The following is a 22556-nucleotide window of genomic DNA, read 5'->3' on the forward strand; positions in this document are numbered from 1 at the left end:
CTTTGCGATCAACAGCGCCGTATACGACCGTTCAGGGACCGGGGTTACCGGAATGCCCCGCTGGTGTAATCGATTGTGTCCCCAAATCAAGGCGAACCCAGATTCACTGGCCGCGATATGCGCGCCAGCCAATCAACATTTCATGGCTCAGGCCCAAAAAACCCGAAAATCCGTGATCGGCGAATGTGATGCCGGTCTCACCAAAATAAACGTTCCCATCTTTGTTGAAAACGAATTTATGGGCACCGCCGGCGGATGCGGGCGCCTGCCCGAAGGCGGAACGGTGGAGACCTTTCTGATCGCAAAAACATTGGGGCTGAGTGAGGCACAGGTTTCCGGTCTTTGCCATGGGCTGGGTACCATCACCCAAAAACAGACCCAAGAAATGAAGAATTTTATTGAAACGTGGGTTGCCGACCGTGTGGACGGACGTCTGAAGCAATCGGCGGATTCTCGGCAGACCTCGAAGATGAAAACGATGAAAGTCGCCGTTACGGTATGGGAAGACCGCATTTCCCCGGTTTTTGATGCGTCGCGGAGATTGTTGATCGCGGAGATTGAAAATGACCGGGTCACGGACCGTTCCTACGTATTTTTCGATCCCGGACGGCCAGGCAGTCTGGTAAAAACCCTGACGATGCTGGATGTACCGGTTCTCATCTGCGGTGCGGTATCTCAAGCGCCGGCCACGAGCATCGTAGATAGCGGTATCACGCTGATCCCTTTTATTGCCGGAGAGGTGGATCGTGTGCTCGAGGTATATGCAAAAGGAAATCCCCTGGCGCCTGCGTTTGAGATGCCCGGCTGTCACAGCGGCACCAGCAAAGGGGGCACCCCCTCACCCTGAAAAGGAGCAACCATTGACCCGACTATTGTTCGTCACACCGGATCGATCCAACTTTGCGGATTTGTCCTCGGAGTTTAAAAAGCAGGGCGGAACCATCCTCTGGGCCGCATCCGGCGACCAGGCACTCAAAGCAATCGAAAAACAAACCGTTGACCTGGTCGTAACCGACGAACGTCTTGGCGACATGACGGGGTTGGAACTCATCGGACGACTGGTCACCGTCAACCCCATGATCAATTGTGCGGCTGTCAGTTCGCTTTCCAAAGAAGCCTATCATGAAGCCAGCGAAGGGCTCGGCATGTTAATGCAGCTGCCGCCACGCCCGTCCCAGGCCGATGGAGAGCGCCTCATGGCACGCCTGAATCAAATTCTGCGTTTGAACGCACCTGAACGGTGAACGCAGGGCCACGAGCCACGTATTGACACTGACGCAGGTTTTACACCACATCGAGGAAACCCAATGAAAAACGCACCCAATGGCATCGGCATTATGGACAAGCCGCCTGAGCCCAGCCCGGACGAGCAGGCCAGGCGGTCCCTGACCCGAATTAAAAACAAAATCATCGTCATGAGCGGAAAAGGCGGCGTCGGCAAATCCAGCGTTTCGGTCAACCTGGCCATTGCCCTAGCCGGAATGGGGAGAACGGTCGGACTGATGGATGTGGATGTTCACGGCCCCGACATCCCCAGGATGTTGGGGCTCAAGGGAATGCTGGCCGCCAACGCCAACAGGAAGCTGGATCCCATGCGATACGCCGACAACCTGACGGCGGTGTCTATCGAATCGCTGATGCCCAACAAAGATGATGCGATCATCTGGCGCGGACCGGTCAAGCACGGCGCCATCCGCCAGTTCATCGGCGAGGTTGAATGGGGGGATCTGGACTATTTGATCATCGATTCGCCTCCGGGAACCGGTGATGAACCCCTGACCGTGGCCCAACTGATCAAGGACGCCCGCGCCATCATCGTAACCACGCCCCAGGAAGTCGCCCTGGCGGATGTGAGAAAATCGATCAATTTCTGCCGGACCGTCAACATGGAAATTCTCGGCATGGTGGAAAACATGAGCGGCTATACCTGCCCCCACTGCGGAGAATCTATCGACATTTTCGGTTCCGGCGGCGGTGAACGCACGGCGTCGCAGGCCGGCTTGAAGCTGCTGGGACGGATTCCCTTCGATCCGAACATCGTCAAATGCGGGGACGCCGGTGTCTCCTACCAGGAGCAGTATGCCGACGCCCCGGGGACCCGGGTTTTTGGGGAAATCGCCACACAGATCTTCCGGGCCACACAAGGGTGATGGTCGCTCAGGAAATCAAAAAGAAGGAGCGCTTCATATGAAAGTCGCAATCAGTGCCGCCGGAAAAAATCTAGAATCAACCATCGACGAACGCTTCGGCCGATGCCGGAACTTCATCATCCTTGAGACGGATGACATGAGTTTCGAAGTGATCGAAAACACCAATGCCGACCTGTCGACCAGTGCCGGCATCCAATCGGCCAGCCTGGTCGCATCCAAAGGCGTAGAAGCGGTCATTACCGGAAATTGCGGCCCCAAAGCCATGCAGGCTTTCGCCGCGACGACGATCAAGGTGATCATCGGTCAACACGGCATGATCAAGGACGTCGTCGAGAAGTTTAAAAGGGGCGAGCTCAACCCATCGACCCGCGGGAACGTTCCCGGTAAGTCCGGGGTCGCGCAGACCGAATCATCGCCGGGCGTCGGACAGCCGGGGTTGAACGTCGGTGGCGGCCGAGGCATGGGCGGTGGCGGCGGCCGGGGCATGGGCGGTGGCGGCGGCCGGGGCATGGGCGGTGGCGGCGGCCGGGGCATGGGCGGTGGCGGCGGCCGGGGCATGGGCGGTGGTGGCGGCCGGGGCATGGGCGGCCGATGCCGGAGCCTTAATGATGCGGGGCCATCTGGTGTTCAAAACACGGCCGGGAACGTGTCCGGGGAGCAGGAACTGGCCCAATTGCAGCAGCAGGCCGACGATTTGAAAAACCAGATGGACGTCATCCACGCACGGATGAAAAGGCTGTCTTGATCACGAAGGAAAAGTCGTCGATATGGCTGACCATCTTGATGCATTTATAGAAAACCTGCAGCAACGGATATTCGATGAGACCCGGGAAGCCTTCGGAGAAGTTGGCTTCCAGCGCTGGCGCAATCCGCGTTATCGCGGGCCGCTGGACGCCCCCGATTCTCGTGCCAGGGTGACGGGCAAGTGCGGCGACACCATGCAGATTTTCTTGAAATTCGAAAACAACCGGGTATGTGACGCCGCCTACCTTACCGACGGTTGCGGATCGAGCACGGTATGCGGCTCCTTGGCCGCAGAAATGGCCATCGGCAAAAATCCCGATGAATTGGTGGCAATCACCGGCGATGCCATCCTGGAAAAACTCGGCAGATTTCCGGAAGAAGATCGGCACTGCGCATTTCTCGCAGCCGAAACCCTTCAGGAAGCCTTGAACCGGTATATGATCGATAGGATGAAAACCAAATGAGAAGTCTATGAAACAGCCAGTCTACCGTTATCTGTTCGGCCCGGTGCCGTCTCGCCGCTTCGGGCGTTCGCTGGGGATTGACCTGACACCGCACAAGACCTGCAGTCTGGATTGTGTCTTCTGCCAGTTGGGCCGGACACCGCGGAAAACGCTGGAGAGGAAAGCCTACGTTAGCACGACTGACGTCATCGCTGAAATCGAGTACTGGCAGCAAACCGATGGCGATGCCGATTTCCTGACCCTCTCCGGGTCGGGCGAACCCACCCTGCATGCCGATTTTGGCCGGGTGCTGGCCTTTCTTCACGATCAGCCGATACCGTCGGCGCTGCTGACCAACGGGACCCTGCTCAACCTGCCGGAGGTGCGCGAGGCTGCTGCTTTGGCCGATGTGGTCAAGGTGTCTCTGAGCGCATGGAACCAGAAATCGTTCGAGTGGGTCAACCGCCCCCACGCCCAGCTTGAGTTCGGATCATTGATCGATGGACTGAAAGCGTTCCGCAGCGCTTTTAAGGGCCAGTTGTGGCTCGAGGTTTTCCTGCTTTACGGCATCAACGCCATGGCCAGGGATGTCGAAAAAATCGCCCGCCTGTCACGGGAATTCATGCCCGACCGTGTCCATCTCAACACCGTCGCCCGACCGCCTGCCGAAGACTTTGCCGCCGCCGTGCCCATGGCGCAGTTGGAGGCGCAATGCGGTTTGTTCGATCCACCGGCCAGGATTGCCGCCGGGTTCAGCGGCCAACGCTCGAAATCGATCGAGGCCAATGAAGCAACCATTCTGGCAATGATCAGACGTCGACCCTGTACCATCGAGCACATCGAATCGGCATTTGGCATGCACATCAACGAGGTATCCAAATACCTGGGTCTGCTGATCAAAAAGGATCAGATCCGAACCGACCGGAAAAACCAAGCGGTCTATTACGCGGCCAGGTGACGGAGGTCGTTCTTCTTTTTCATCTCCATCACTTCTCACCCTTCAACGATACCGTCGGGTCAGTCAACTTGCGCAGTTCCCGGACTCGTTGGATGGTCTCGGCGGGCAGGGTCGTCACCGGTTTACCGGTGGTCAGGGCATGGTAGTAGGCCTGGGCCGTCTTCTCCAGCAGTTCGGCGTGCTTCCACGCGCTCTCCAGGGTCTTTCCCAGATTCAGCGCGCCGTGATTCTGCATGACAAAGCATTCGCAGCCGTTGCCCACAGTTTGCCTGACGTTTTGCACCAGTTCCGGTGTGCCGGAAAAGGCGTAGGGCACCACGTCCACGGTCTCGCCGATGGCCAGGGCCACCTCGTCGAAGAGGGCCGGGATGGGCTGGTTGATCAGGGCAAATACACTGGCGTAGGCCTGGTGGGTGTGGACCACGGCACCCACATCCGGCCGGGTCCGGTAGATGCCCACGTGCATGGCCGTTTCGATGGACGGCGCCAGGTCGCCGGCGATGCGGTTCAGGTCGAAATCCAACACACAGATCTCCTCCGGAACCAGCTTCATGTATGGCTTGCCCGACGGAGTGATCACCAGCACTGGCTTATCGGGAATCCGCACGGACACATTGCCGCCGGCGCTGAGCAGGGATCCGAAATAGCCCTGCCGGCACAGCCACTGGCAGCAGTCGACGACATCCTTGCGATCCTCTTGGTACGGGTCCATCGCTTCTCCTCAAAATCATCCTTCGGTTTTTTTAAGGCGATCATCACCAACGGTTGGACGCCTTGAAGCCATGGTTTGTATAGCATCGAACCATTCTTCGGTAGTGACCGTTGATTTCCCATTATACCAAATAGGATTGAATTAAAAGAGATAGCGCATCCATGGCACACCGACCAGGGTATTGAAAACCGTCATGAGCACCGCAGGCCGCCTGCCTTTGGGGTGGACATCATTCAATCATTGCCAAACCGCCTCCCGTGAATTAGATTTTGGTTTAACCTTTTCTGATGAATGGTCCGACCGGCAATTGCCTTTCCCCCATAAGCAGTCGGGTCATTTTCGTGCTGCGCACCAGGAGACAACTCGCATGCTCGACGCCGCATACCGCCAGTTTTTCGACGACCTGAAGTCTTTCATCCCCGAATCCCGAATGGCCACGGACCCCTTGCGCACCCTGGCCTACGGCACCGACGCCAGCTTCTACCGGCTGATACCCAAGATCGTGGTCCGGGCGGACACCGAGGCCGAGGTATCCAGAATTCTAAAGCAAACCGGTGAACAACAAATCCCGGTGACCTTCCGGGCCGCAGGCACCAGCCTGTCCGGCCAGGCCATCAGCGATTCCGTGCTGCTGGTGGCCGGCGAATCCTGGCAGCAGTGGGAGGTCCTCGACGACGGCCGCAAAATCCGGCTTCAGCCAGGCATTATCGGTGCCCGGGCCAATGGCATCCTGGCCCCTTTTGGGCGCAAGATCGGCCCGGACCCGGCGTCGATCAACGCCGCCATGGTCGGCGGGATTGCCGCCAACAACGCCTCGGGCATGTGCTGCGGCACTGCCCAGAACAGCTACCAGACCGTGGACAGCATCCGAATCGTGCTGGCGGACGGCACCATATTGGATACCGGCGACGGCCACAGCCGAAAGGCCTTCAAAACGACCCACGGCCCCATGTTGGCCCGGCTGGACGAACTGGCCCGGCGGGTCAAGGCCGACACGCCCCTGGCCGAACGGATCCGCAACAAATTCAAGATCAAGAACACCACCGGCTACAGCCTCAACGCCCTGGTGGACTATATCGACCCCTTCGACATCATCACCCACCTGATGATCGGCTCCGAGGGAACCCTGGCCTTTATCTCCCACATCGTCTACCGGACCGTGACCTCGCCAGCCTTTAAAGCCACGGCCCTGATGATGTTTCCGCAGATCGAGGGGGCCTGTCGGACGGCACAACGGATGCAGGCCCTGCCCGTGGCTGCCGCTGAATTGATGGACCGGGCCTCCCTGGCCAGTGTGGAGGGCAAGGCGGGCATGCCGGCCATGATTCGTGGCGTCTCGCCCTCCACTACCGCCCTCCTGGTGGAAACCCAGGCAGCTGATTTTGACACCCTGTCGGCCCACGTCCAGGCCATTGCCGACGCTCTGGAAAAACGATTGACCCTGCACACCACCGATGGCGGCCGTACCCACGAATGGCAATTGGAGGGGGCGGACCTGGCCTTTCCGGCGATATTTACCGACCACGCCGGCCAGAGTGACAACCTGTGGAAGGTCCGTAAGGGACTGCTGCCCTCTGTGGGTGCCGTACGGGACCTGGGCACCACGGTGCTCATCGAGGATGTGGCTTTTCCCATCCACAGCCTGGCCCCGGCCACCCTCGACCTGCAAGCCCTGTTCGACAAGCACGGCTACCGGGAGGCGATCATTTTCGGTCACGCCCTGGCCGGCAACCTGCATTTCGTCTTTTCGCCCAACTTCGGGCGTTCGGCCGAACTGGACCGCTACGCCCGCTTCATGGACGACATCGCCCAAATGGTGGTGGATGACTACGACGGGTCGCTCAAGGCCGAACACGGCACCGGCCGCAACATGGCCCCTTTTGTGGAAAAAGAGTGGGGCAGCGATGCCTACGGCCTCATGCGGGAGATCAAGGCGATCTTCGACCCCAAGGGTCTGCTCAACCCCGGCGTCATCCTCAATGCCAACCCGACGGTTCACCTGGAGCATCTCAAGCCACTGCCGCCAGCCGATCCGCTCATCGACGCGTGTATGGAGTGCGGTTTCTGCGAATGCCACTGCCCGTCGCGGAATCTGAGCCTGACCCCCCGCCAGCGCATCGTCATTCAGCGAGAAATCGCCCGGCTCACCGCCTCCGGCGAGGATGCGTCCCGCCTGGCTGAACTGAAAAAGGGCTACGCGTGGCAAGGTGAAGCCACCTGCGCCGCGGACGGCCTGTGCGGGGTGGCCTGCCCTGTGGAAGTGGACACCGGCAAATTCACCAAAACCTTTCGCTCACGGATGGTCAAAGGCCAACCCTATCAGTGGCTGGCCGATCGGGCTGCCGATCATTTCGGCCCGCTGACCACAGGCATCCGGGTCGGGCTAAAAATCGCCGACGGGCTGCACCGGATTATCGGCACCGACACCATGAACCGCCTGGCCGATTCTCTGAGACGACTGTCTGGCAACCGTCTGCCGGTCTGGCTGCCCTCGCTGCCCACGGCGGCAGCGCCTCTACGAAGCCGAACCACCGGCAATGGGGATCGGGCGGTGGTCTATTTCCCGGCCTGTGTCAGCCGGACCATGGGACCCGCCGCCGGCGACCCGCTGGTCGACCCGCTGCATGTGGTCACGGAACGCGTGCTGCGCCGGGCTGGTTACCGGGTGGTCTATCCCGAAGGAATGGAGGGTTTGTGCTGCGGCCTGCCCTTCGAGAGCAAGGGATTCTTCGATCAGGCCGACCGCAAGTCCGACGCGTTGGAAAAGGCGTTGCTGGCGGCCTCCGACAACGGGCGTCTGCCTGTGCTGTGCGATACCAGCCCATGCCTGGAACGCATGCAGCGCACCTTCGGGCCGCGGTTGGCCCTCTATGAACCGGTGGCATTTACCGCCACCCATTTGCTCGATCGCCTGACCATCACCCGAACCGGGGATCCGGTCGCCCTGCACATCACCTGCAGTGCACGGAAAATGGGGCTGGAGAACGCCTTCCTGACCGTGGCCAACGCCTGTGCCGACACCGTGGTGGTCCCCTACGGCATCGAATGCTGCGGATTTGCCGGAGACCGGGGTTTCAACGTGCCGGAACTCAACACAGCCGCCCTTTCCGGATTGAAATCAGCCGTTGCCGGCTGCACGGCCGGTTACGCCAACAGCCGCACCTGCGAAATCGGATTGTCCCATCACAGCGGCATCCCCTATCGATCCATCATGGCCCTGGTGGATCAGTGCACAAATGGAAAAAGGGTTCGAGGAGTCGAGGGGTCGAGGAGTCAAGGGTAAAATCGAGACGGTTAACGGGTGCAGGTCGTTGCAATGAACACGGCACCCAAAAACAACCGTCCCATTTAACGCTTCCGGGTGAGTTCCGGGCAACCACTTGAACCCTGGAATCCTGGAACCCAGTAACAGTAGGCGAATTAACGATCGGAAAAACAATTTCGGACATGATAAACATACCTGAAACTTTTCAGCCAGCATCCATCACCCTGAAACCCAAACGGGAAAAATCGCTGCGCAACCGCCACCCCTGGGTGTTCTCCGGCGCCATTGCCCGGGTTGACGGGCAGCCCCGACCGGGAGACACCGTGGATGTGCTCGCCGCTGACGGCCGCTGGCTGGCGTGGGGGGCCTATTCGCCCCACTCCCAGATCCGCGTTCGCGCCTGGTCGTTTGATCAGGCAGAAGCGATCGACCCGGTTTTTTTCGAAAGGCGCCTGCAACAGGCGCTGGACCTTCGTCAACGGATTATTTCAAGCGCAGTCACCAATGCCTGCCGGCTCGTCGCTGGGGAGTCGGACGGATTGCCCGGATTAATTGTCGACCGCTACGACCGCTGGGTGGTCTGCCAATTTCTCAGCGCTGGAACCGAACGCTGGAAATCGATCATCGTCGACTATCTCAACGATCTCGTGTCCAACCGTCTAGGGATTTACGAGCGCTCGGATGTGGATGTGCGCAAAAAAGAGGGGCTGACCCCGGCCACCGGCCCACTCTCCGGAGCTGAACCGCCCGACCAGGTCGACATTCAAGAGAACGGCTGTCGCTACCGGGTCGACATCAAGGGCGGACATAAGACCGGATTCTACCTGGATCAGCGGGACAATAGGGCCTGCGTGGCTGCCTATGCCAAGGGTGCCGACATGCTCAACGCCTTCGCCTACACCGGCGGGTTCGCCGTGGCGGCCCTCAAAGCCGGCGCAGCCCATGTGGTCAACATTGATTCCTCAGCATCCGCCCTTGATCTGGCCCGCACCCATGTGGCACTGAACGACCTTGACATTGCACGGGTGGACCACGAGACCGGCGACGTGTTCAGCCTGCTTCGGCGCTACCGGTCCGACGCCCGGAGCTTTGATATAATTGTGCTCGATCCGCCCAAATTTGTTCACGCCAAAGGCGATTTGATACGGGCCAGCCGGGGGTATAAGGACATCAACCGCCTGGCCTTTGAACTGCTGCGGCCCGGCGGCACCCTGTTCACCTTCTCCTGCTCCGGCCTGATGGGGCGCGACCTGTTTCAAAAGATCGTGGCCGACGCCGCCCTGGATGCCGGCCGCCATGCAGTGATTCTGCAATGGCTGAACCAGTCACCGGATCATCCGACGGCGTTGAATTTCCCCGAAGGCAGCTACCTCAAGGGACTGGTTTGCCGGGTGAATGAATCATAGCGATCACCACGGGATTTTGCATTGGCATGGCCCAGCCTGATCGTTCTTCAACGTCATATTAGAAACCCGGGAGGGCCAACGGCAGTTCTGGCAAGCCGACTTGATCGTCAAGCCCCGACCGTATCATCGTGGCGGCCGCCGCCATTACCAGTCAGGTAATTTTGACAATGCTTGAAAAAGAAAAAATGGAGAAATCAAAATGAAAAAAATCATTCTCATTGTACTGTTAACGGTTTTTCTGGCGGGTCCGGCAGCCGCCCAGGGCGGGCTGGTCAGTCTGAAAAGCAGCCATGACGTGGTAATCACCGCCAACCGCCTGGAAAGTGCATTGAAAGAAAAAGGGGTCAGCGTGTTTGCACGGATCGATCATGCCGCAGGCGCCCAGCGCGTGGGCCAGGAGTTGAAGCCCACCCTGCTGGTCATCTTCGGCACGCCCGCCATGGGGACCCCGCTGATCCAGCGCAGCCGGTCCATGGGCATCGACCTGCCGTTAAAGGCCCTGATCTGGGAAGACAATACCGGTCAGGTCTGGTTCACATACAACGCTCCGGATTACCTGGCCCGGCGCCACGGAATCACCGAGATGACAGAAGCCATCCAGAAAATGGAGCAGGCCCTGTCCAATTTCGCCCAGGCAGCCACGCTTCCCTGAGATGGTCGACGGGTACCCCCATCACGAACTGCCGGATCCCATCCCGGTTGATCGTTCGGATAAGTATATTTTCTTCCACAGAAGAATTATACTATGTAAGAAATGGGTTTCGCCTTCTTGGAGCACCCCGACCGTTGTTCCACCAACCTTGCCCTGGCAGCCTGTCGGGCGCCCATCATCCAGCTGCGCAGCCTTCCGGAAATCCACCGGCGACTGACGGGCCAGGGGTTTTCGATGCTCTCCCCGGTGCTGGATTGGAGGCTGACAACCGGCCAGGTCACCCTTTCGCACTGCGGGTCCCGCTCCGTCGGTATGGCCTTGGTGGGAGATTGCATCAACCTGGCGTTCCATCTCTCCTCCATGGCCAACAAAACACTTCCCGCACCCATTGTCCTGGGCCCAAAAACGGCATCGTGGGTGGTGCAGGAATTGCCGCTCACCGACCTGGGAGACCAGGAGATCCGGGGCCGAACCGATCAGGGTCACCTTTTCGGCATCCAATTGACCTGAGACATCCGTTGTCGTTGAATTCCGATTGCAGACGATCACGAAGCCACTCCATGGATCCCAAACACATCACCGCTTTCTTCATCCACCTGCACCACATCGGCCCCAAAGGCCTGGCGCATGTGCCGCGTCGAGCATTGCCTAAAGACACGTGATTGATAGCATCGATGTTGCTTACATCGCCTCCATGGGGTATGGCGCATGTGTCCGCAGCAATGTCCAACCATTAGAATTGGATGAAGGTTGCAAACTGGTGCATCGTCTGGCCGCGGAAAAGGGCGATGTGGAATATGCCAGCCGGGGTACACCGTGGACCGAGGACCGAAGGGTGGGCCTTTCAGAGCCACATCAACCATCAGCATGACGTGCCCTGCGAAATAACGGCCGACATGTGGATATCAACCTGATCGATGACAAAACGATATTCCAAATCATCTTCGGTTTGGTTATAACAACCTCGTGAGGATTATCGACGCTTTATAATTCAAAGGAATTGCCCAAAGTGAAAACTAGCACATCCGGTCACAGCGACATCCTGGTGGTGGGCGGCGGCGTCATTGGCCTGGCCTGCGCCTATTACCTGGCCCGGGCAGGTCAAACGGTCCGAATCATCGAACAGGAGCACATGGGGGCTGGCGCTTCCCACGGCAACTGCGGACTGATCTTCGTCAGCGACCTGCCCCCTTTGTGCGCCCCCGGCGCCATCGGCCATGAACTGATCCGCACCCTCAAGGGAACCTCGCCCCTTTATATCCAGCCGCGGTCGGACCTTGGCCTTGCCCTCTGGCTGCTTCGTTTTGCAGCCAATTGCACCCGGCGACATCTGAATCACGCCATCAAGGCAAGAGATGCGATCCTGCGGGTTTCGGGAGAGCTTTTCAGCGATCTTTTCGCGGACGAGGATCTGCCCTGCGATTTCGAACAACGGGGGGTGCTCATGGCCTTTACCGACCCGGCAACCATGCGGGGCTATCAAAAAACCAACCGCCTCCTGGAGCCCTTCGGCCTGGCCGCAACCTTCCATGACCGCGCGTCGATCCGGCAGATCGAGCCGGCTTTGAACGATGGGGTCTGCGGGGGATGGCACCATCGGGCGGACAGTCACCTGAGACCGGAAATGCTCATGTCCGCCTGGACCCGGGCTGCCCGTGACAAGGGCGTACACATCGATGAGGGCTGCCGCCTGGAAGGTTTTGACACCCGCAAGGGGGGGGTAAGCGGTGCGAGGACCAGCATCGGCCATTTTACGGCGGACCAATTCGTCTTGGCAGCCGGCGCCTGGACACCGGCCATCGCCCGCCAACTGGGCGTGCGCGTTCCCGTCCAGCCGGGCAAGGGTTACAGCATCACCATGGATCGGCCGGCCGTCTGCCCCACGATACCTTGCTACCTAGTAGAAAGAAACACCGTCGTCACCCCCTGGCGGAGCGGATACCGCCTGGGCGGCACGATGGAATTTTCCGGTTTCGACAACCGCTTGAACGAACGGCGCCTGAGAAACCTGGAGACATCGGCTGCGTTGTACTTAAAAACGCCACTGGGCCGGCGGGTGACCGAGCAATGGACCAGCCTGCGCCCCATGAGTGTGGACGATCTGCCCATCATCGACCGCGTGCCGCAATGGGGCAATCTATTTATCGCCACCGGCCACGGCATGTTGGGGCTCTCCACCGCTACAGGGACCGGCCGGCTGGTCACGGATATGATTCTGGGCAGGCGTCCGCCCTTTGATCCCCGACCCTTTTCAATCGGGCGTTTCGGCTGACGGGCGGGTGTGAAAGACCGTTAACGCCCTTCGATGGAATCCGTAAAGCCCACGCATCTGCTCCGGCAGACGGGCCTTGAACCGGATCTTCAGCATCATGGACTGGCAGCGACAGGCAATGGCGATGTCCCCCATGCGTAAGAAAACCCTGATGGCCATGGGTGCAGGGCTGGCTCTGTTGGTGCTCTTTGGGGTGCTTGGCCGACTGCTCAAACCCGAAAGCATGCGCGAGCGGCTGGTAACCCACCGCGCCTGCCGACTCTGCGACCTGAGTGGGACGGATTTAAGGGGCGCCGATTTGAGCGGTGCCGATCTCGTCGGCGCCATTTTCACCGACACGGATCTGAGCGGTGCAGTTCTGAAGAATGTGGATCTGACCCAAGCCGATGTCAGATACGCGCGCATTCTGGACGCCGTGCTGGACGGAGCCACCTGGGTCAACGGCCAGAGGTGTGGACCGGATTCAATCGGGCGCTGCCTGACAGCCGATACCGCCACCCTGATCGCTTCCCGCCACTGCCCGGATTGCAACCTGAAAGGCGCCACGCTGGCGTCGCTGGACCTTCAAGGCGCATTCCTGAGAGGGGCGAACCTGGCGCGGGCGCAGCTTTCCCAAGCGAGCCTCGCCGGTGCCGATCTGACGCGGGCCAACCTGAGCCGGGCAGTGGCCCGGCAAACCGTTTTTAGAAAAAGCCTTCTGCTTGAAGTGGATTTCAGCGAGGCGGACCTCGCCGGGGTTGACTTTTCCGATGCCTACTTGAGGGGCAGTCTCATGATCAAAGCCATCCTGACAGATGCTGGTTTTGAGAAGGCCGATCTTCGGCAGGTCGTTCTCCACGGTGCAGTGCTGACCGGCGCCCGTCTGACGGGTGCCGACCTGTCCGGCGTCAACCTGAAAATGGCCGACCTGTCCGTTGCAGACTTAACCGGGGCCCACCTGGAGGGCGCCAACCTAGTGGGCGCCGTGATCAAGGGAGCGGTTTTTACCGACGCCTATCTGACAGGCGCCATCTGGGTCAACGGCAAACGATGCCAGGCCGGTTCCATCGGGCGTTGCCAACAATAGCTCAAAGAAATCGGTTCACGGTTACCGGTTTCCAGTTCACGGTCTTTGATCGCAATGCGTAGGGTGTAGCGGCTAGCTTAATCACTTCTTATCTTTTCGCTTTCTCTCTCGCACTCTCGCTCTTACGGATTTTGCAGCGTTTGGCTATTTTCAACCGGAAACCGATAACCGTGTACAGCCCTTCATCCTTGAGTGTTAACTGTGAACCGCAAACCGTTTTTCAGCTTTGACCTTCCACCTTCCACCTTTTTCTTCTCATTTCTTCCCCGCCAGGGACTTGACCCCCATGGTGTTGATCAGCTGGTTGATGTCGGTGGTTTTCAGGTTCATCCCGCCTTCGGAGACGGGCAGGAGCATGATTTTTTTATCCTGCAGGGCCTCGGCGATGCGCAGTTTGACCAGCGCTTCACCGCCGGAGCCGGCCAGGGCGTTGTTCATCTCCTGGATGCCCTTGGCCTCGGCAATACCCTCGGCCATAATGGCTTCGGCCAGCAGCTTCTGCTTCTCGTAGTAAACGTCGGCTTCGATCTTGGCCTTGCGGAAGACGCCGTCGGCATCGGCGATCAACTTGTTGACTTCCCCCTTGGCTTCCTCCAGCTTGCGCTTGTATTCCTCCAATGCCGCGTGCTGGGCGGACTTGTTCTTCTGCACCTGCTGGTCGGCCACCTTCTTGTCCTCGATGGCCTTCTGATACTCTTTGTTGAAGCGGTAGTCTTTGGTGAGGACTTTTTCCACCACGATGCCCATGGGGCCGAGCATGTCCTGGAGCACATCCTTGGCGCGCTGAGCCTGTTTCTCACGGCTGTCAGCCACGTAGAACTCCTCGGTGGTCAGCTCCCCGAAGATATCCCGGGGCTTGCTGCGGGCGATGGTACGAACGATCTTGTCCCGCAAGGTCACGTTGTTGTCGGCAACGGTCTGCAGAATAAAGGGGGCCCTGTCCGCATCGATGCGGTAGGCGATGATCACGTCCAGACTGATGTCGTTGCCGTCGATGGTTTTAAAGAGCAGATCGTCACGGCTGCGGCGGTCCCCGCGGGCCTGCTCGAAGACCATCTCCAGGTTCTGCAGTTTGGTGTCGAAGGTGTGCCAGTCGTTGATAAACGGCAGGAAAATGTAGGTTGAGCCAGGCGAGTAGGCCTTGTCTTCCACGCCTTTGCCGGTGAGGGCGAATTTGCGGGTGCGCACCCCCACCTCGGTTTCACCGGTGGTGTAGAAGACGCATCCGGTGGCGGTGAACATCCAAAAGCCAGCCAGTAGAACCCAGATGATCCGCTTCATTGGGCACCTCCTTTACGCACGTCGAAAAGCTTGAGCGCATTGTCCAGATCCAACGGGTTGACGCCGGCAATCCCGTCGCTGGGCAGGACGATCAGGTCCAGGCCCTTGTAGACGTCGGCCATTTTCAACCCTACCATTCGCTCAGAGCCCACCCCTTTGAGGGCGTCGTTTTTCAGGCGCACCTTTTCTGCCTCGGCCAGCTTGACCAGCAGGTCCGCCTCGGCCTTTTTGGACCTCACATACAGGTCTTTCTCGGCGATCTTGCGGGTCACGTAAGCCCTTCCCTGCTCCATCTCGACGTCCACGACCACACGCCCCTCCTGAACGATCTTCTTCAGCTGGGCCTCCTCGGTGGCGGCCCTCGCAGCGGCACGGTTGGTGAAGACCAGCTGGTCCTGGAGCTTCTTCTCCTCGATATTTTTCTGGATCTCAGGGCTGTATCGGAAATAGCGCACCAGCACGTGCTCCACCCGGATGCCCTTGTTGTTCAGCTCAGCATTGAGCAGATCACGGGCCTCCTGTGCCTTTTTTACACGCATGAAACTGTTGTAAAAATCCTCGGTGGTCAGCTTACCCAGGGTCTCCTTCAAGGCCGGCTCCGCCTTGGGGATGATGCCGTTGTCCTCGAACAGGCTGCCGGGACCGATCTTGGTGAAGACCAGGTAGGGATCCTCGATGCGGTAAAGAATGGAAACATCCACGTCAACGAAAAAGCCGTCAGAGGTCTGGATGTGGGCCACCCGGTCTTTGCGTGCCGAATCGGCGGCCGTGCGCGGATAGTCGGTCAATTCCAGCACCTGCACGTCCCGCGGCAGGCGGTGCATCTGCTGCATGCCGGGAATCACCAGGTTGAGGCCGGCAGTGTAGACCTCTTTCTGGACGCCGCGGGTCATGCCCAGGCGCACCACCTTGATGCCGAACTCGTTGGGCTCCACGTAGACGAACAGCAGGTTGTAGGCCAGAACCACGACGGCAACGGCGATGAGGAGATACTTGATTTTACCGCCGCCGGGCAATTTGATTGTCGGGATGGAAAACCTCTTTTTCTTGACCATCTTGAACAGTTCCGCCCCTTGCGAGGTCTGTTCTGTCATAATTGTCCTCCTTGTAGAATACCAACTCGACCAGTTAAGCAGCTAAGCCGGCGTTTGTTGCCGGGAGTCAATCCTGCGTTGCGGGTAAAATGAGTTAAAAAAACCAGCCAGATGCAACAGCCCCCCAAACAGTACCGGTGTCAGCATCAGCGTATAGAGCATCCCGATGTCAAAATAGGCGAGCAGCACATAGGTCAGGTAAAGGGCCGCCGCCGCACCGGGCCAGAAGATGCGAACACTGCCGAAGTCAGGGGGCAGCAACCGGCAAAAGAGCAAGAAATGGATAAACATGGCCGCTGCCGTAGCCATGGCTGCACCCGCCAGCCCAGCAAAAGGAATCAGGTTGAGGTTGAGAATCAGATTGGCAATGGAGACCGCCAGGGTCATCTGCTTCAATTTGTCGGTTTGTTGCCTAGCTTCGAAGATCGGCTCCAGTGCCGTCACCGCAGAAAAAAAGATCAGCCCGGGCAGCACCAGGGTAAAGACGATAAATGATTCGTCCGCCCATTTCTGTATGTCGAAAACCATCGCCATGACACGGGGAAAATTCACCAGGACAAGGACTGCCAGGCACCCGTGGATAAAAAACAGGCTCCGAACGGCACCAGCCATGAATGCGAGCAGGCGATCATCGAGCCCCACCGTGAGCCGTTCGTTGGCCAGCCGCCGAAAAACGGGACGAAATCCTCCCGGGATGACCAGAAACAGGCGGGCAAGGATCAAGGCACGTGCATATATGCCCAGTTCCACCGGGCTGGCAAACCAGCCCAGGATCAACATGTCCAGGTAAAACACCACGTCCAGCAGGTTGTCGGTAAACAGGAAGGCGCGGCCGTTGTCCATCATCGCTGGAATCTGCTTCCTGCGGGCAAACCCGCTGGAAATGGCAGGCAGCTTGACTGCCTTTCTCCCCATCCCCACCATCACGACCTGACTGAGCAGAAATGCGGCAGCCACCAGATGAACCGGCACATCGGCCATACAGAGCCCCAGGGTCACCGCCAGGAAAACGACCCGCTGGCGGATTCTCAGCCCGGCGGCTGCGCGGTGGCGCCCTGTTCCGTTGAGCATGGCAAGTCGCAAGGCGTTGATGTTCTGGATCAAAACGGTGGGGCCCAGCAACAGGTACAAAATGCGTTCACCCGCCCCATCCTCCGGTCCGGCAATCCAAAAGGCGGCTGCTCCGCACAAGAGGGTCGCGGCAAGTCCCAAGGCCACCAGGGCCGCCAGGGCGCCTGCGCAGCTTTCATCGATCGATTCAGGGGATCGGGCGATACGGTTTTCCAGGTAGATGGGGATACCGTATCGGCCGAGGTAGCCGGCGATGGCCAGCAGGGAAAAGAACCAGGCGAAGATACCCAGGCCGGCAGAACCGTGATGGCGATCAACCATGACCATGGCCATCAGGCCGGTCCCGATGCCCGCCAACCGGTCCATTACCGGCAGCGCGGTGCTCAGGTAAAAGGGATCTGCTTGACCTGAATTTCGGGAAAGCGTTTCATCCAGCCACGCAAAAATCCGCTCTCGCCACTGGGTCGCCCAGAGACCGGTTGCCGGCGGGTTCGACCGATCCGCAGATCCGCGGGCGGCGGTTTCAGGGGACGGTTCAGAGTTCCCGTCGGCGTCATCATCTCGGGAAGGACCGTTTTTTCGGGAAGGCGTGTGGCCTGTGGAATCAGACATCGGAGAATTGCTTATCCAGCATGATGTTGAGAATGGTCCGATCCGTCTCGATCATTCCCTGGGTGGTCAGGGTGCCGATATTCTTCATGGTGTCTTCGGACGACCGGCCGATAATGCCGTCGGTGAAGCTGACATTGACCCCCTGAAGCGAGAACAGTGCCGCCTGGACGGCCGTTCCGGAAGCGGTGGCCAGCTTCAGGGCGCATCCGCCCTTGGCCCCGTCGCAGATCACCCCGGCCAGATCTTCGGTAAGATTCTTGATGGCACCGGCGATGTGCAGCTTGGTGCCTCCCATCAAATAGGTGACGCCGGCCGTGGCCCCGGCGCCGGCGGCGACCGAGCAGCCGCAGATGGCGGACAGGCGACCGGTGTAAGCTTTGACATAGGCGGTAATGATATGACTCAGTCCAATGGCCTCCAAGGTGGTGCGATGATCGACCGAGATGAATTTTTCGACGGCGACGATGGGCAGGATGGCCGTCAGGCCGTGGTTGCCCGACCCGGCGCTGCTCATGGCAGGCAGCTTGACGCCGGACATGCGGGCATCGGCGGCCGAGGATGCCAGAATTCGTGCCGCGGTGATCATATCCCGCTTGATCAACCCCTGGCGCACGAGACGTTCCATGGTGCGGCCCACTCCCAGCCCGGGGCCGTGCTTGAGACCATAGTCGGCCAGCCGCATGTTGACCTGGACACCGGATTCCAGGAACTTTAGATCCTCGTCATCCAAGTCGTCCAACAGTTCGAGAAGCTGGTCCAGAGACAGGCTCTTGAGCCATTCTTCCAGGTCGGCCAGCCGGCGCTTGCCGTCACCCGATCCGGCTTTGGGCAGTAGCACATGATCAGTCATGGCACTGCCGTCCAGTGCCAGGGAAACGATGTTGTCATGCAGACCGGTAATCACGGATTCAGCTATGTGCCCATTGCCTTTGACGATGGTCTTGATGAATAGGCCCACCTGGTCCCGGAGCAGATTGACCTTCACCCGGCCGGCTTTCACGATCTTTTGGGCAGCCGAGATAGCCGGACTGTCCACCGAATCCAGCACTTCCAGTTTCAGGGCCGCATCGCCGCCAAGGGCGCCAACCGCCGAGGCCATGTCCAGCCCGCTGAGCCCGCCGGTGCCGGGAATGGACACGGCCAGACCATTTTTATAGATATTCGGATCCACCCAGATTTCGATTTCGTCGATCTGCTTATCCGGCAGCAGCGACACAGCCGCGGCCGCACCTAAGGCGATAGCCACCGGTTCGGTGCAGCCCAATGCCGGCGCCACCTGAATTTTTAAAATATCCTTGACGGTATAGGTCATTTTTCCCCCTGTCTGCGATAAGACTCAATGGTCGACTTGATTGAACCGAGAAAGCGAATGCCAACCCCGCCGCTTGTCGACGCGAATCAAAGACCCCTTTTTGGGGTCGCTGGGAGGGTTCAATGAGTGGCATCATATTGGGTTTTAGCCGTTTATTCAACTGAGACACCGACATGTAGCCCTGGTGCTTGCACTATAAACCGATTATCGATTCCAAGTTCTGCGTCTTATCTAAATTCATCGCATCTTCAAGGTTGGCATGGGTGAGATTCACCCTGTCCAAATCTGCATTTCTGAAGTTTGCCCTTGTTAGTACGGCATTGGTAAAATTAACCGAAGTCAATTGCGTATTGGTAAAATTGGCATCCACTAAATTCAGGTTAGACAGATTGGATGCGGACAAATTGCAATCGGTAAAATTTGCACCATAGAGCGTGACCCCGTTAAAGTTTAAGTGGGACAATTGCGCGCCGGTCAGATTGGCATTGTTCATATCGACGCCCGTCAAGGTCGCCGCCCTCAAGTCAATACCGCGAAGATCACAATCAGTTAAGGTTACCTTGTCGATAGATGCCCCACCCAGGTTAGCATTCTTCAGGATAGCCTTGGACATGTTGGCTGCATGGATTTTTGCATGGGTCATATCTGCGCCGGTCAGATTGGTTTTTACAAGGATGGTCTGTTTTAAAATGGCATCTTTCAGTATGGCTTCAGTCAAATCAGAATAGGATAAATTGGTCTGGGATAGATTGCACCCGGTCAGATTGGCCTTGATCATTGAGAAATCGCTCAAATACATCCTGCTGAAATCAACGCCGCTTAAATCGACATGGCTGAAATTGATGCCTTTAAAATCTACATCCTTGAATGAGGCATTCGACATGTTCGAATACTCAATTACCGCATTTTTCAAGTTCACCCGTTTGAATTCAGCATTGGAAAAATTGCAATGAACCATGAACGCGTCTTCAAACGAGACACCGTCTATTTTTTTTCCGGACAGATCGAGGCCGCTCAAATTTTTCCTGTCAAAATTCTTTGTGGTTTTAAGGATCCTCTCTACGGAAACAAGGTCCAGCGGCTCGTTGCTGATCCGGGGGTTGAGTTGAAAATCTTTTTTATACTGAGCGGCCCATGTAAATTTGTCTACGACCAGTTCCAACGAATCAACCACATCATCTCCCTTTCTATCTTTGACCGATGCGATGATGGTATGTCGACCTTCCGACAATTGGGCGTATTTGAATCTCGATTCCGCCCCAATGGGACCATCCAAGCTGGAGATCCAGACGACCGGGCCATCAGCAAGCGCTTCGTTATCGATCAAGGCTTCGAAAAAGACATCTTCGCCGTGCAGCACGGATGTCTCATTTTTCGGGCTGGAAATGATCAGGTTGATGGGGATATCGTTGAAAGCTTCAAGTGTTGCCGGAGATTTATCACCTTCTCCACACCCCCACAACAATACGAGCACTGACATAACACTGAAACTCACTCGCCACGCGCATTTGCAAAAAATAGATGTCATCCAATGATCCTTCCTGAATTGAAGCGATTGCCGTGCTTGCCGCAGCTGTCGGTTTGATCTGCCATGCTAACCACAACACCAACACCCGATTCCAGTCTAAGACTAATCGCTCGTTAGGAATCGAAGCGCAGGAGTGGTTCGAATCGTTGTCATCGCCTGAAGAGAGCACATTGTGTGCCGGTGGATAGATTTTTATCTATTCTAACATAATTTCAGATAGTTGAATTTTAAGATCGAATTCCATTGCGGTTCGTTTGACGATTATTGTCGGGTTGTTTGACATAGAATGGTCAAATAAAAGGGTTCATGCGGGGCAAAGGCGCCATCGGGGTAAACACGCTGACAATTGAGCTGCTCCCGAAAGCGCTGTACCTCGGCGTACCGCGTCTGATCTGATCGTCACGTTAAATTCAGCGTTTTCGGAAGGATGTATGTTCAAGGGTTGTCAAATCGTGTTTCCTGTAGCACTATTACAGGCCGTACCTGGCTGAAAAAGATCATTAACAGGCTGTTTACCCACAGCGCAAACATCTATCATCAGATATCGAAGGAGCCACCATGCTCAAATACGTAAAATGGTTGATGGCGGCGATAATGCTCACGGCTGTCGCCAACGGATGCGGTTACAACACCCTGCAACAGATGGAAGAACAGGTGTTCAGGGGCTGGGCCGATGTGGAAAGCAATTTACAGCGCCGGGCGGATCTGATCCCCAACCTGGTCGCCACGGTCAAAGGCTTTGCCTCCCATGAACAAGAAACCCTTCAGGCGGTTATCGAGGCGCGGGCCAAAGCCACCAGTGTCCAGCTTTCCACTAAAGATTTGGGCAATGCCCAGGCCATGCAGCAGATGCTGGATGCCCAGGGAGGGCTGTCGTCAGCCCTTTCGCGATTGATGGTGGTTGTAGAACGCTATCCGGACCTGAAAGCCAACCAAAATTTTCTGGACTTGCAGAATCAGCTCGAAGGCACGGAAAACCGAATCAATGTGGCCCGCCAACGCTACAACCAAACCGTCGAGGCATTTAACGCCAAGATTCGCAGTTTGCCCTACAGCCTCACCAACAGCCTGATACTGCATCTTGACCGTAAAGAATACTTCAAAGCGGAAACCGGCGCCACCCAAGCGCCCACAATCAAGTTTGATTAGCAGCCAAGGTATCATACCGCAGGCCATGAGAACTGAAAGCCAAACCCACAACACCGGGGCACTCCTCGTCCTTTTGCTGCTGATGATTGCAGCCGCCGTCAACGTGGCAGCATTGGAGGTGCCCCTTCTCAAAAGCCATGTCAACGATTATGCCGCCATGCTCAGTACGGCCAGCCAACGGCAGCTGGAAGCGATCCTGACCGACTTTGAACAGAAGGAATCCACTCAGATCGTGGTCTTGACCATCCCGTCGCTTCAAGGCGATTCCCTCGAAGATTTCACGATGCGCCTGGCCGAGGCCTGGAAGATCGGTCATAAGAATTTGGACAACGGCGCCATTCTGTTGATCGCTAAAAATGACCGTAAAATCCGCATCGAGGTCGGCTACGGGTTGGAGGGGCGCCTGACCGATCTCCTGGCCGGGCGCATCATACGCAACGTGATTGCGCCCCAATTCAAATCTGGTCAGTTCGACAGGGGAATCACCGAGGGCGTTGCCGCCATGATCGATGCCGTGCGGGGAGAATACGCGGCGACCGATGCTCCCCGGCAGCCCCGGCAGTCGGAGACCGGCGTTCCCATTATCGCCTTGTTGGGCCTATTTTTTCTGATCAACGTGCTCGGTCGGGCCAGTCGAGTGATGGGGGCAGCCGCCGGCGCGGTTCTGTTTCCCATAGCCGGGGCGCTCTTCTTCGGTCTGGGACCGCTTTTGCTGTTGGGACTTATCCCGTTGGGCCTGGTGGCAGGTCTGCTGATCAGCCTGATCGGCGGGCCGCTTGTCGCCGACCGCTCCCACTCCAGCCATCGTGGGGGTTTTTGGGGCGGGGGTCCAGGCGGGGGC

The 22556-nt window shown here is 57.9% G+C and carries 21 protein-coding genes; 14 read left to right on the forward strand and 7 right to left on the reverse strand.

The window, feature by feature from the left end; translation table 11 throughout:
• From ABYV26_RS04585 to ABYV26_RS04610, 6 genes are all read left to right on the forward strand, one after another.
• The coding region (locus tag ABYV26_RS04585) for a PocR ligand-binding domain-containing protein (protein ID WP_372678600.1) at positions 1–847 on the forward strand (847 nt) is incomplete at its 5' end.
• Between the two features lie 13 nt (positions 848–860).
• Entirely contained in the window at positions 861–1244 is a 384-nt protein-coding gene (locus ABYV26_RS04590) for a response regulator (protein ID WP_372678602.1), read from the forward strand.
• Positions 1245–1307: 63 nt separating this feature from the next.
• Positions 1308–2150: a P-loop NTPase gene (locus ABYV26_RS04595; RefSeq protein WP_372678604.1), complete on the forward strand. Its 843-nt coding sequence runs from the start codon at positions 1308–1310 to the stop codon at positions 2148–2150.
• Positions 2151–2187: 37 nt separating this feature from the next.
• On the forward strand, positions 2188–2895 hold the full coding sequence (locus tag ABYV26_RS04600; protein WP_372678606.1) for a NifB/NifX family molybdenum-iron cluster-binding protein: 708 nt from the start codon (positions 2188–2190) through the stop codon (positions 2893–2895).
• A 22-nt stretch (positions 2896–2917) separates the two neighbouring features.
• Positions 2918–3358: an iron-sulfur cluster assembly scaffold protein gene (locus ABYV26_RS04605; protein ID WP_372678608.1), complete on the forward strand. Its 441-nt coding sequence runs from the start codon at positions 2918–2920 to the stop codon at positions 3356–3358.
• 7 nt (positions 3359–3365) lie between these two features.
• Positions 3366–4295 carry a radical SAM protein gene (locus ABYV26_RS04610; protein ID WP_372678610.1) on the forward strand — a complete coding sequence of 310 codons (930 nt, stop codon included), beginning with the start codon at positions 3366–3368 and terminating at the stop codon, positions 4293–4295.
• A 28-nt stretch (positions 4296–4323) separates the two neighbouring features.
• Here the strand turns inward: ABYV26_RS04610 and ABYV26_RS04615 are convergent, their stop codons facing one another.
• Positions 4324–5007: a class II aldolase/adducin family protein gene (locus tag ABYV26_RS04615; RefSeq protein ID WP_372678612.1), complete on the reverse strand. Its 684-nt coding sequence runs from the start codon at positions 5005–5007 to the stop codon at positions 4324–4326.
• A gap of 367 nt (positions 5008–5374) precedes the next feature.
• Between ABYV26_RS04615 and ABYV26_RS04620 the strand changes: the two genes are divergently transcribed.
• The 5 genes from ABYV26_RS04620 to ABYV26_RS04640 all read left to right on the forward strand — a co-directional run bounded on the left by ABYV26_RS04620 (position 5375) and on the right by ABYV26_RS04640 (position 12602).
• Positions 5375–8290 (forward strand): FAD-binding and (Fe-S)-binding domain-containing protein, encoded by a 2916-nt coding sequence (locus ABYV26_RS04620; protein ID WP_372678613.1) that lies wholly within the window; start codon positions 5375–5377, stop codon positions 8288–8290.
• A 164-nt stretch (positions 8291–8454) separates the two neighbouring features.
• On the forward strand, positions 8455–9678 hold the full coding sequence (locus ABYV26_RS04625; protein ID WP_372678615.1) for a class I SAM-dependent rRNA methyltransferase: 1224 nt from the start codon (positions 8455–8457) through the stop codon (positions 9676–9678).
• A 199-nt stretch (positions 9679–9877) separates the two neighbouring features.
• Positions 9878–10330 carry a DUF302 domain-containing protein gene (locus ABYV26_RS04630; protein ID WP_372678617.1) on the forward strand — a complete coding sequence of 151 codons (453 nt, stop codon included), beginning with the start codon at positions 9878–9880 and terminating at the stop codon, positions 10328–10330.
• A 102-nt stretch (positions 10331–10432) separates the two neighbouring features.
• Positions 10433–10840, forward strand: a complete 408-nt coding sequence (locus tag ABYV26_RS04635) for a hypothetical protein (protein WP_372678619.1) — start codon at positions 10433–10435, stop codon at positions 10838–10840.
• 499 nt (positions 10841–11339) lie between these two features.
• Positions 11340–12602, forward strand: coding sequence for an NAD(P)/FAD-dependent oxidoreductase (locus ABYV26_RS04640; protein ID WP_372678621.1), 1263 nt, complete (start codon positions 11340–11342; stop codon positions 12600–12602).
• Here the strand turns inward: ABYV26_RS04640 and ABYV26_RS04645 are convergent.
• Positions 12582–12737 (reverse strand): hypothetical protein, encoded by a 156-nt coding sequence (locus ABYV26_RS04645; protein ID WP_372678623.1) that lies wholly within the window; start codon positions 12735–12737, stop codon positions 12582–12584. The genes ABYV26_RS04640 and ABYV26_RS04645 overlap by 21 nt on opposite strands.
• On the opposite strand from ABYV26_RS04645, the gene ABYV26_RS04650 reads away from it, so the two are divergent.
• Entirely contained in the window at positions 12736–13668 is a 933-nt protein-coding gene (locus tag ABYV26_RS04650) for a pentapeptide repeat-containing protein (RefSeq protein WP_372678625.1), read from the forward strand. The genes ABYV26_RS04645 and ABYV26_RS04650 overlap by 2 nt on opposite strands.
• 255 nt (positions 13669–13923) lie before the next feature.
• Here the strand turns inward: ABYV26_RS04650 and ABYV26_RS04655 are convergent, their stop codons facing one another.
• The 5 genes from ABYV26_RS04655 to ABYV26_RS04675 form a co-directional block, all read right to left on the reverse strand.
• On the reverse strand, positions 13924–14949 hold the full coding sequence (locus tag ABYV26_RS04655) for an SPFH domain-containing protein (RefSeq protein ID WP_372678627.1): 1026 nt from the start codon (positions 14947–14949) through the stop codon (positions 13924–13926).
• Positions 14946–16043, reverse strand: a complete 1098-nt coding sequence (locus ABYV26_RS04660) for an SPFH domain-containing protein (protein ID WP_372678629.1) — start codon at positions 16041–16043, stop codon at positions 14946–14948. The genes ABYV26_RS04655 and ABYV26_RS04660 overlap by 4 nt, the downstream gene beginning before the upstream one ends.
• Before the next feature lie 42 nt (positions 16044–16085).
• On the reverse strand, positions 16086–17726 hold the full coding sequence (locus tag ABYV26_RS04665) for a lipopolysaccharide biosynthesis protein (protein ID WP_372678631.1): 1641 nt from the start codon (positions 17724–17726) through the stop codon (positions 16086–16088).
• Positions 17719–19038, reverse strand: a complete 1320-nt coding sequence (locus ABYV26_RS04670) for a serine dehydratase subunit alpha family protein (protein ID WP_372678633.1) — start codon at positions 19036–19038, stop codon at positions 17719–17721. The genes ABYV26_RS04665 and ABYV26_RS04670 overlap by 8 nt, the downstream gene beginning before the upstream one ends.
• Positions 19039–19231: 193 nt before the next feature.
• Positions 19232–20566 carry a pentapeptide repeat-containing protein gene (locus ABYV26_RS04675; RefSeq protein WP_372678635.1) on the reverse strand — a complete coding sequence of 445 codons (1335 nt, stop codon included), beginning with the start codon at positions 20564–20566 and terminating at the stop codon, positions 19232–19234.
• 558 nt (positions 20567–21124) lie between these two features.
• Between ABYV26_RS04675 and ABYV26_RS04680 the strand changes: the two genes are divergently transcribed.
• Together ABYV26_RS04680 and ABYV26_RS04685 are read left to right on the forward strand one after the other, a co-directional pair.
• Positions 21125–21715 (forward strand): LemA family protein, encoded by a 591-nt coding sequence (locus tag ABYV26_RS04680; RefSeq protein WP_372678637.1) that lies wholly within the window; start codon positions 21125–21127, stop codon positions 21713–21715.
• A 25-nt stretch (positions 21716–21740) separates the two neighbouring features.
• On the forward strand, positions 21741–22556 hold an 816-nt coding region (locus ABYV26_RS04685), incomplete at its 3' end, for a YgcG family protein (protein ID WP_372678639.1).

The organism is Desulfosarcina sp. (assembly GCF_041551955.1).
GTDB lineage: Bacteria > Desulfobacterota > Desulfobacteria > Desulfobacterales > Desulfosarcinaceae > Desulfosarcina.

What these genes read in the sequence shown, in the direction of transcription:
- ABYV26_RS04650 (WP_372678625.1), top strand. Translation starts at nt 12,736, where the DNA reads ATGCGTAAGAAAACCCTGATGGCCATGGGTGCAGGGCTGGCTCTGTTG.
- ABYV26_RS04670 (WP_372678633.1), bottom strand. Translation starts at nt 19,038, where the DNA reads ATGACCTATACCGTCAAGGATATTTTAAAAATTCAGGTGGCGCCGGCA.
- ABYV26_RS04635 (WP_372678619.1), top strand. Translation starts at nt 10,433, where the DNA reads ATGGGTTTCGCCTTCTTGGAGCACCCCGACCGTTGTTCCACCAACCTT.
- ABYV26_RS04620 (WP_372678613.1), top strand. Translation starts at nt 5,375, where the DNA reads ATGCTCGACGCCGCATACCGCCAGTTTTTCGACGACCTGAAGTCTTTC.
- ABYV26_RS04665 (WP_372678631.1), bottom strand. Translation starts at nt 17,726, where the DNA reads ATGTCTGATTCCACAGGCCACACGCCTTCCCGAAAAAACGGTCCTTCC.
- ABYV26_RS04675 (WP_372678635.1), bottom strand. Translation starts at nt 20,566, where the DNA reads ATGACATCTATTTTTTGCAAATGCGCGTGGCGAGTGAGTTTCAGTGTT.
- ABYV26_RS04625 (WP_372678615.1), top strand. Translation starts at nt 8,455, where the DNA reads ATGATAAACATACCTGAAACTTTTCAGCCAGCATCCATCACCCTGAAA.
- ABYV26_RS04615 (WP_372678612.1), bottom strand. Translation starts at nt 5,007, where the DNA reads ATGGACCCGTACCAAGAGGATCGCAAGGATGTCGTCGACTGCTGCCAG.
- ABYV26_RS04630 (WP_372678617.1), top strand. Translation starts at nt 9,878, where the DNA reads ATGAAAAAAATCATTCTCATTGTACTGTTAACGGTTTTTCTGGCGGGT.
- ABYV26_RS04680 (WP_372678637.1), top strand. Translation starts at nt 21,125, where the DNA reads ATGCTCAAATACGTAAAATGGTTGATGGCGGCGATAATGCTCACGGCT.
- ABYV26_RS04600 (WP_372678606.1), top strand. Translation starts at nt 2,188, where the DNA reads ATGAAAGTCGCAATCAGTGCCGCCGGAAAAAATCTAGAATCAACCATC.
- ABYV26_RS04610 (WP_372678610.1), top strand. Translation starts at nt 3,366, where the DNA reads ATGAAACAGCCAGTCTACCGTTATCTGTTCGGCCCGGTGCCGTCTCGC.
- ABYV26_RS04605 (WP_372678608.1), top strand. Translation starts at nt 2,918, where the DNA reads ATGGCTGACCATCTTGATGCATTTATAGAAAACCTGCAGCAACGGATA.
- ABYV26_RS04660 (WP_372678629.1), bottom strand. Translation starts at nt 16,043, where the DNA reads ATGACAGAACAGACCTCGCAAGGGGCGGAACTGTTCAAGATGGTCAAG.
- ABYV26_RS04595 (WP_372678604.1), top strand. Translation starts at nt 1,308, where the DNA reads ATGAAAAACGCACCCAATGGCATCGGCATTATGGACAAGCCGCCTGAG.
- ABYV26_RS04645 (WP_372678623.1), bottom strand. Translation starts at nt 12,737, where the DNA reads ATGGGGGACATCGCCATTGCCTGTCGCTGCCAGTCCATGATGCTGAAG.
- ABYV26_RS04655 (WP_372678627.1), bottom strand. Translation starts at nt 14,949, where the DNA reads ATGAAGCGGATCATCTGGGTTCTACTGGCTGGCTTTTGGATGTTCACC.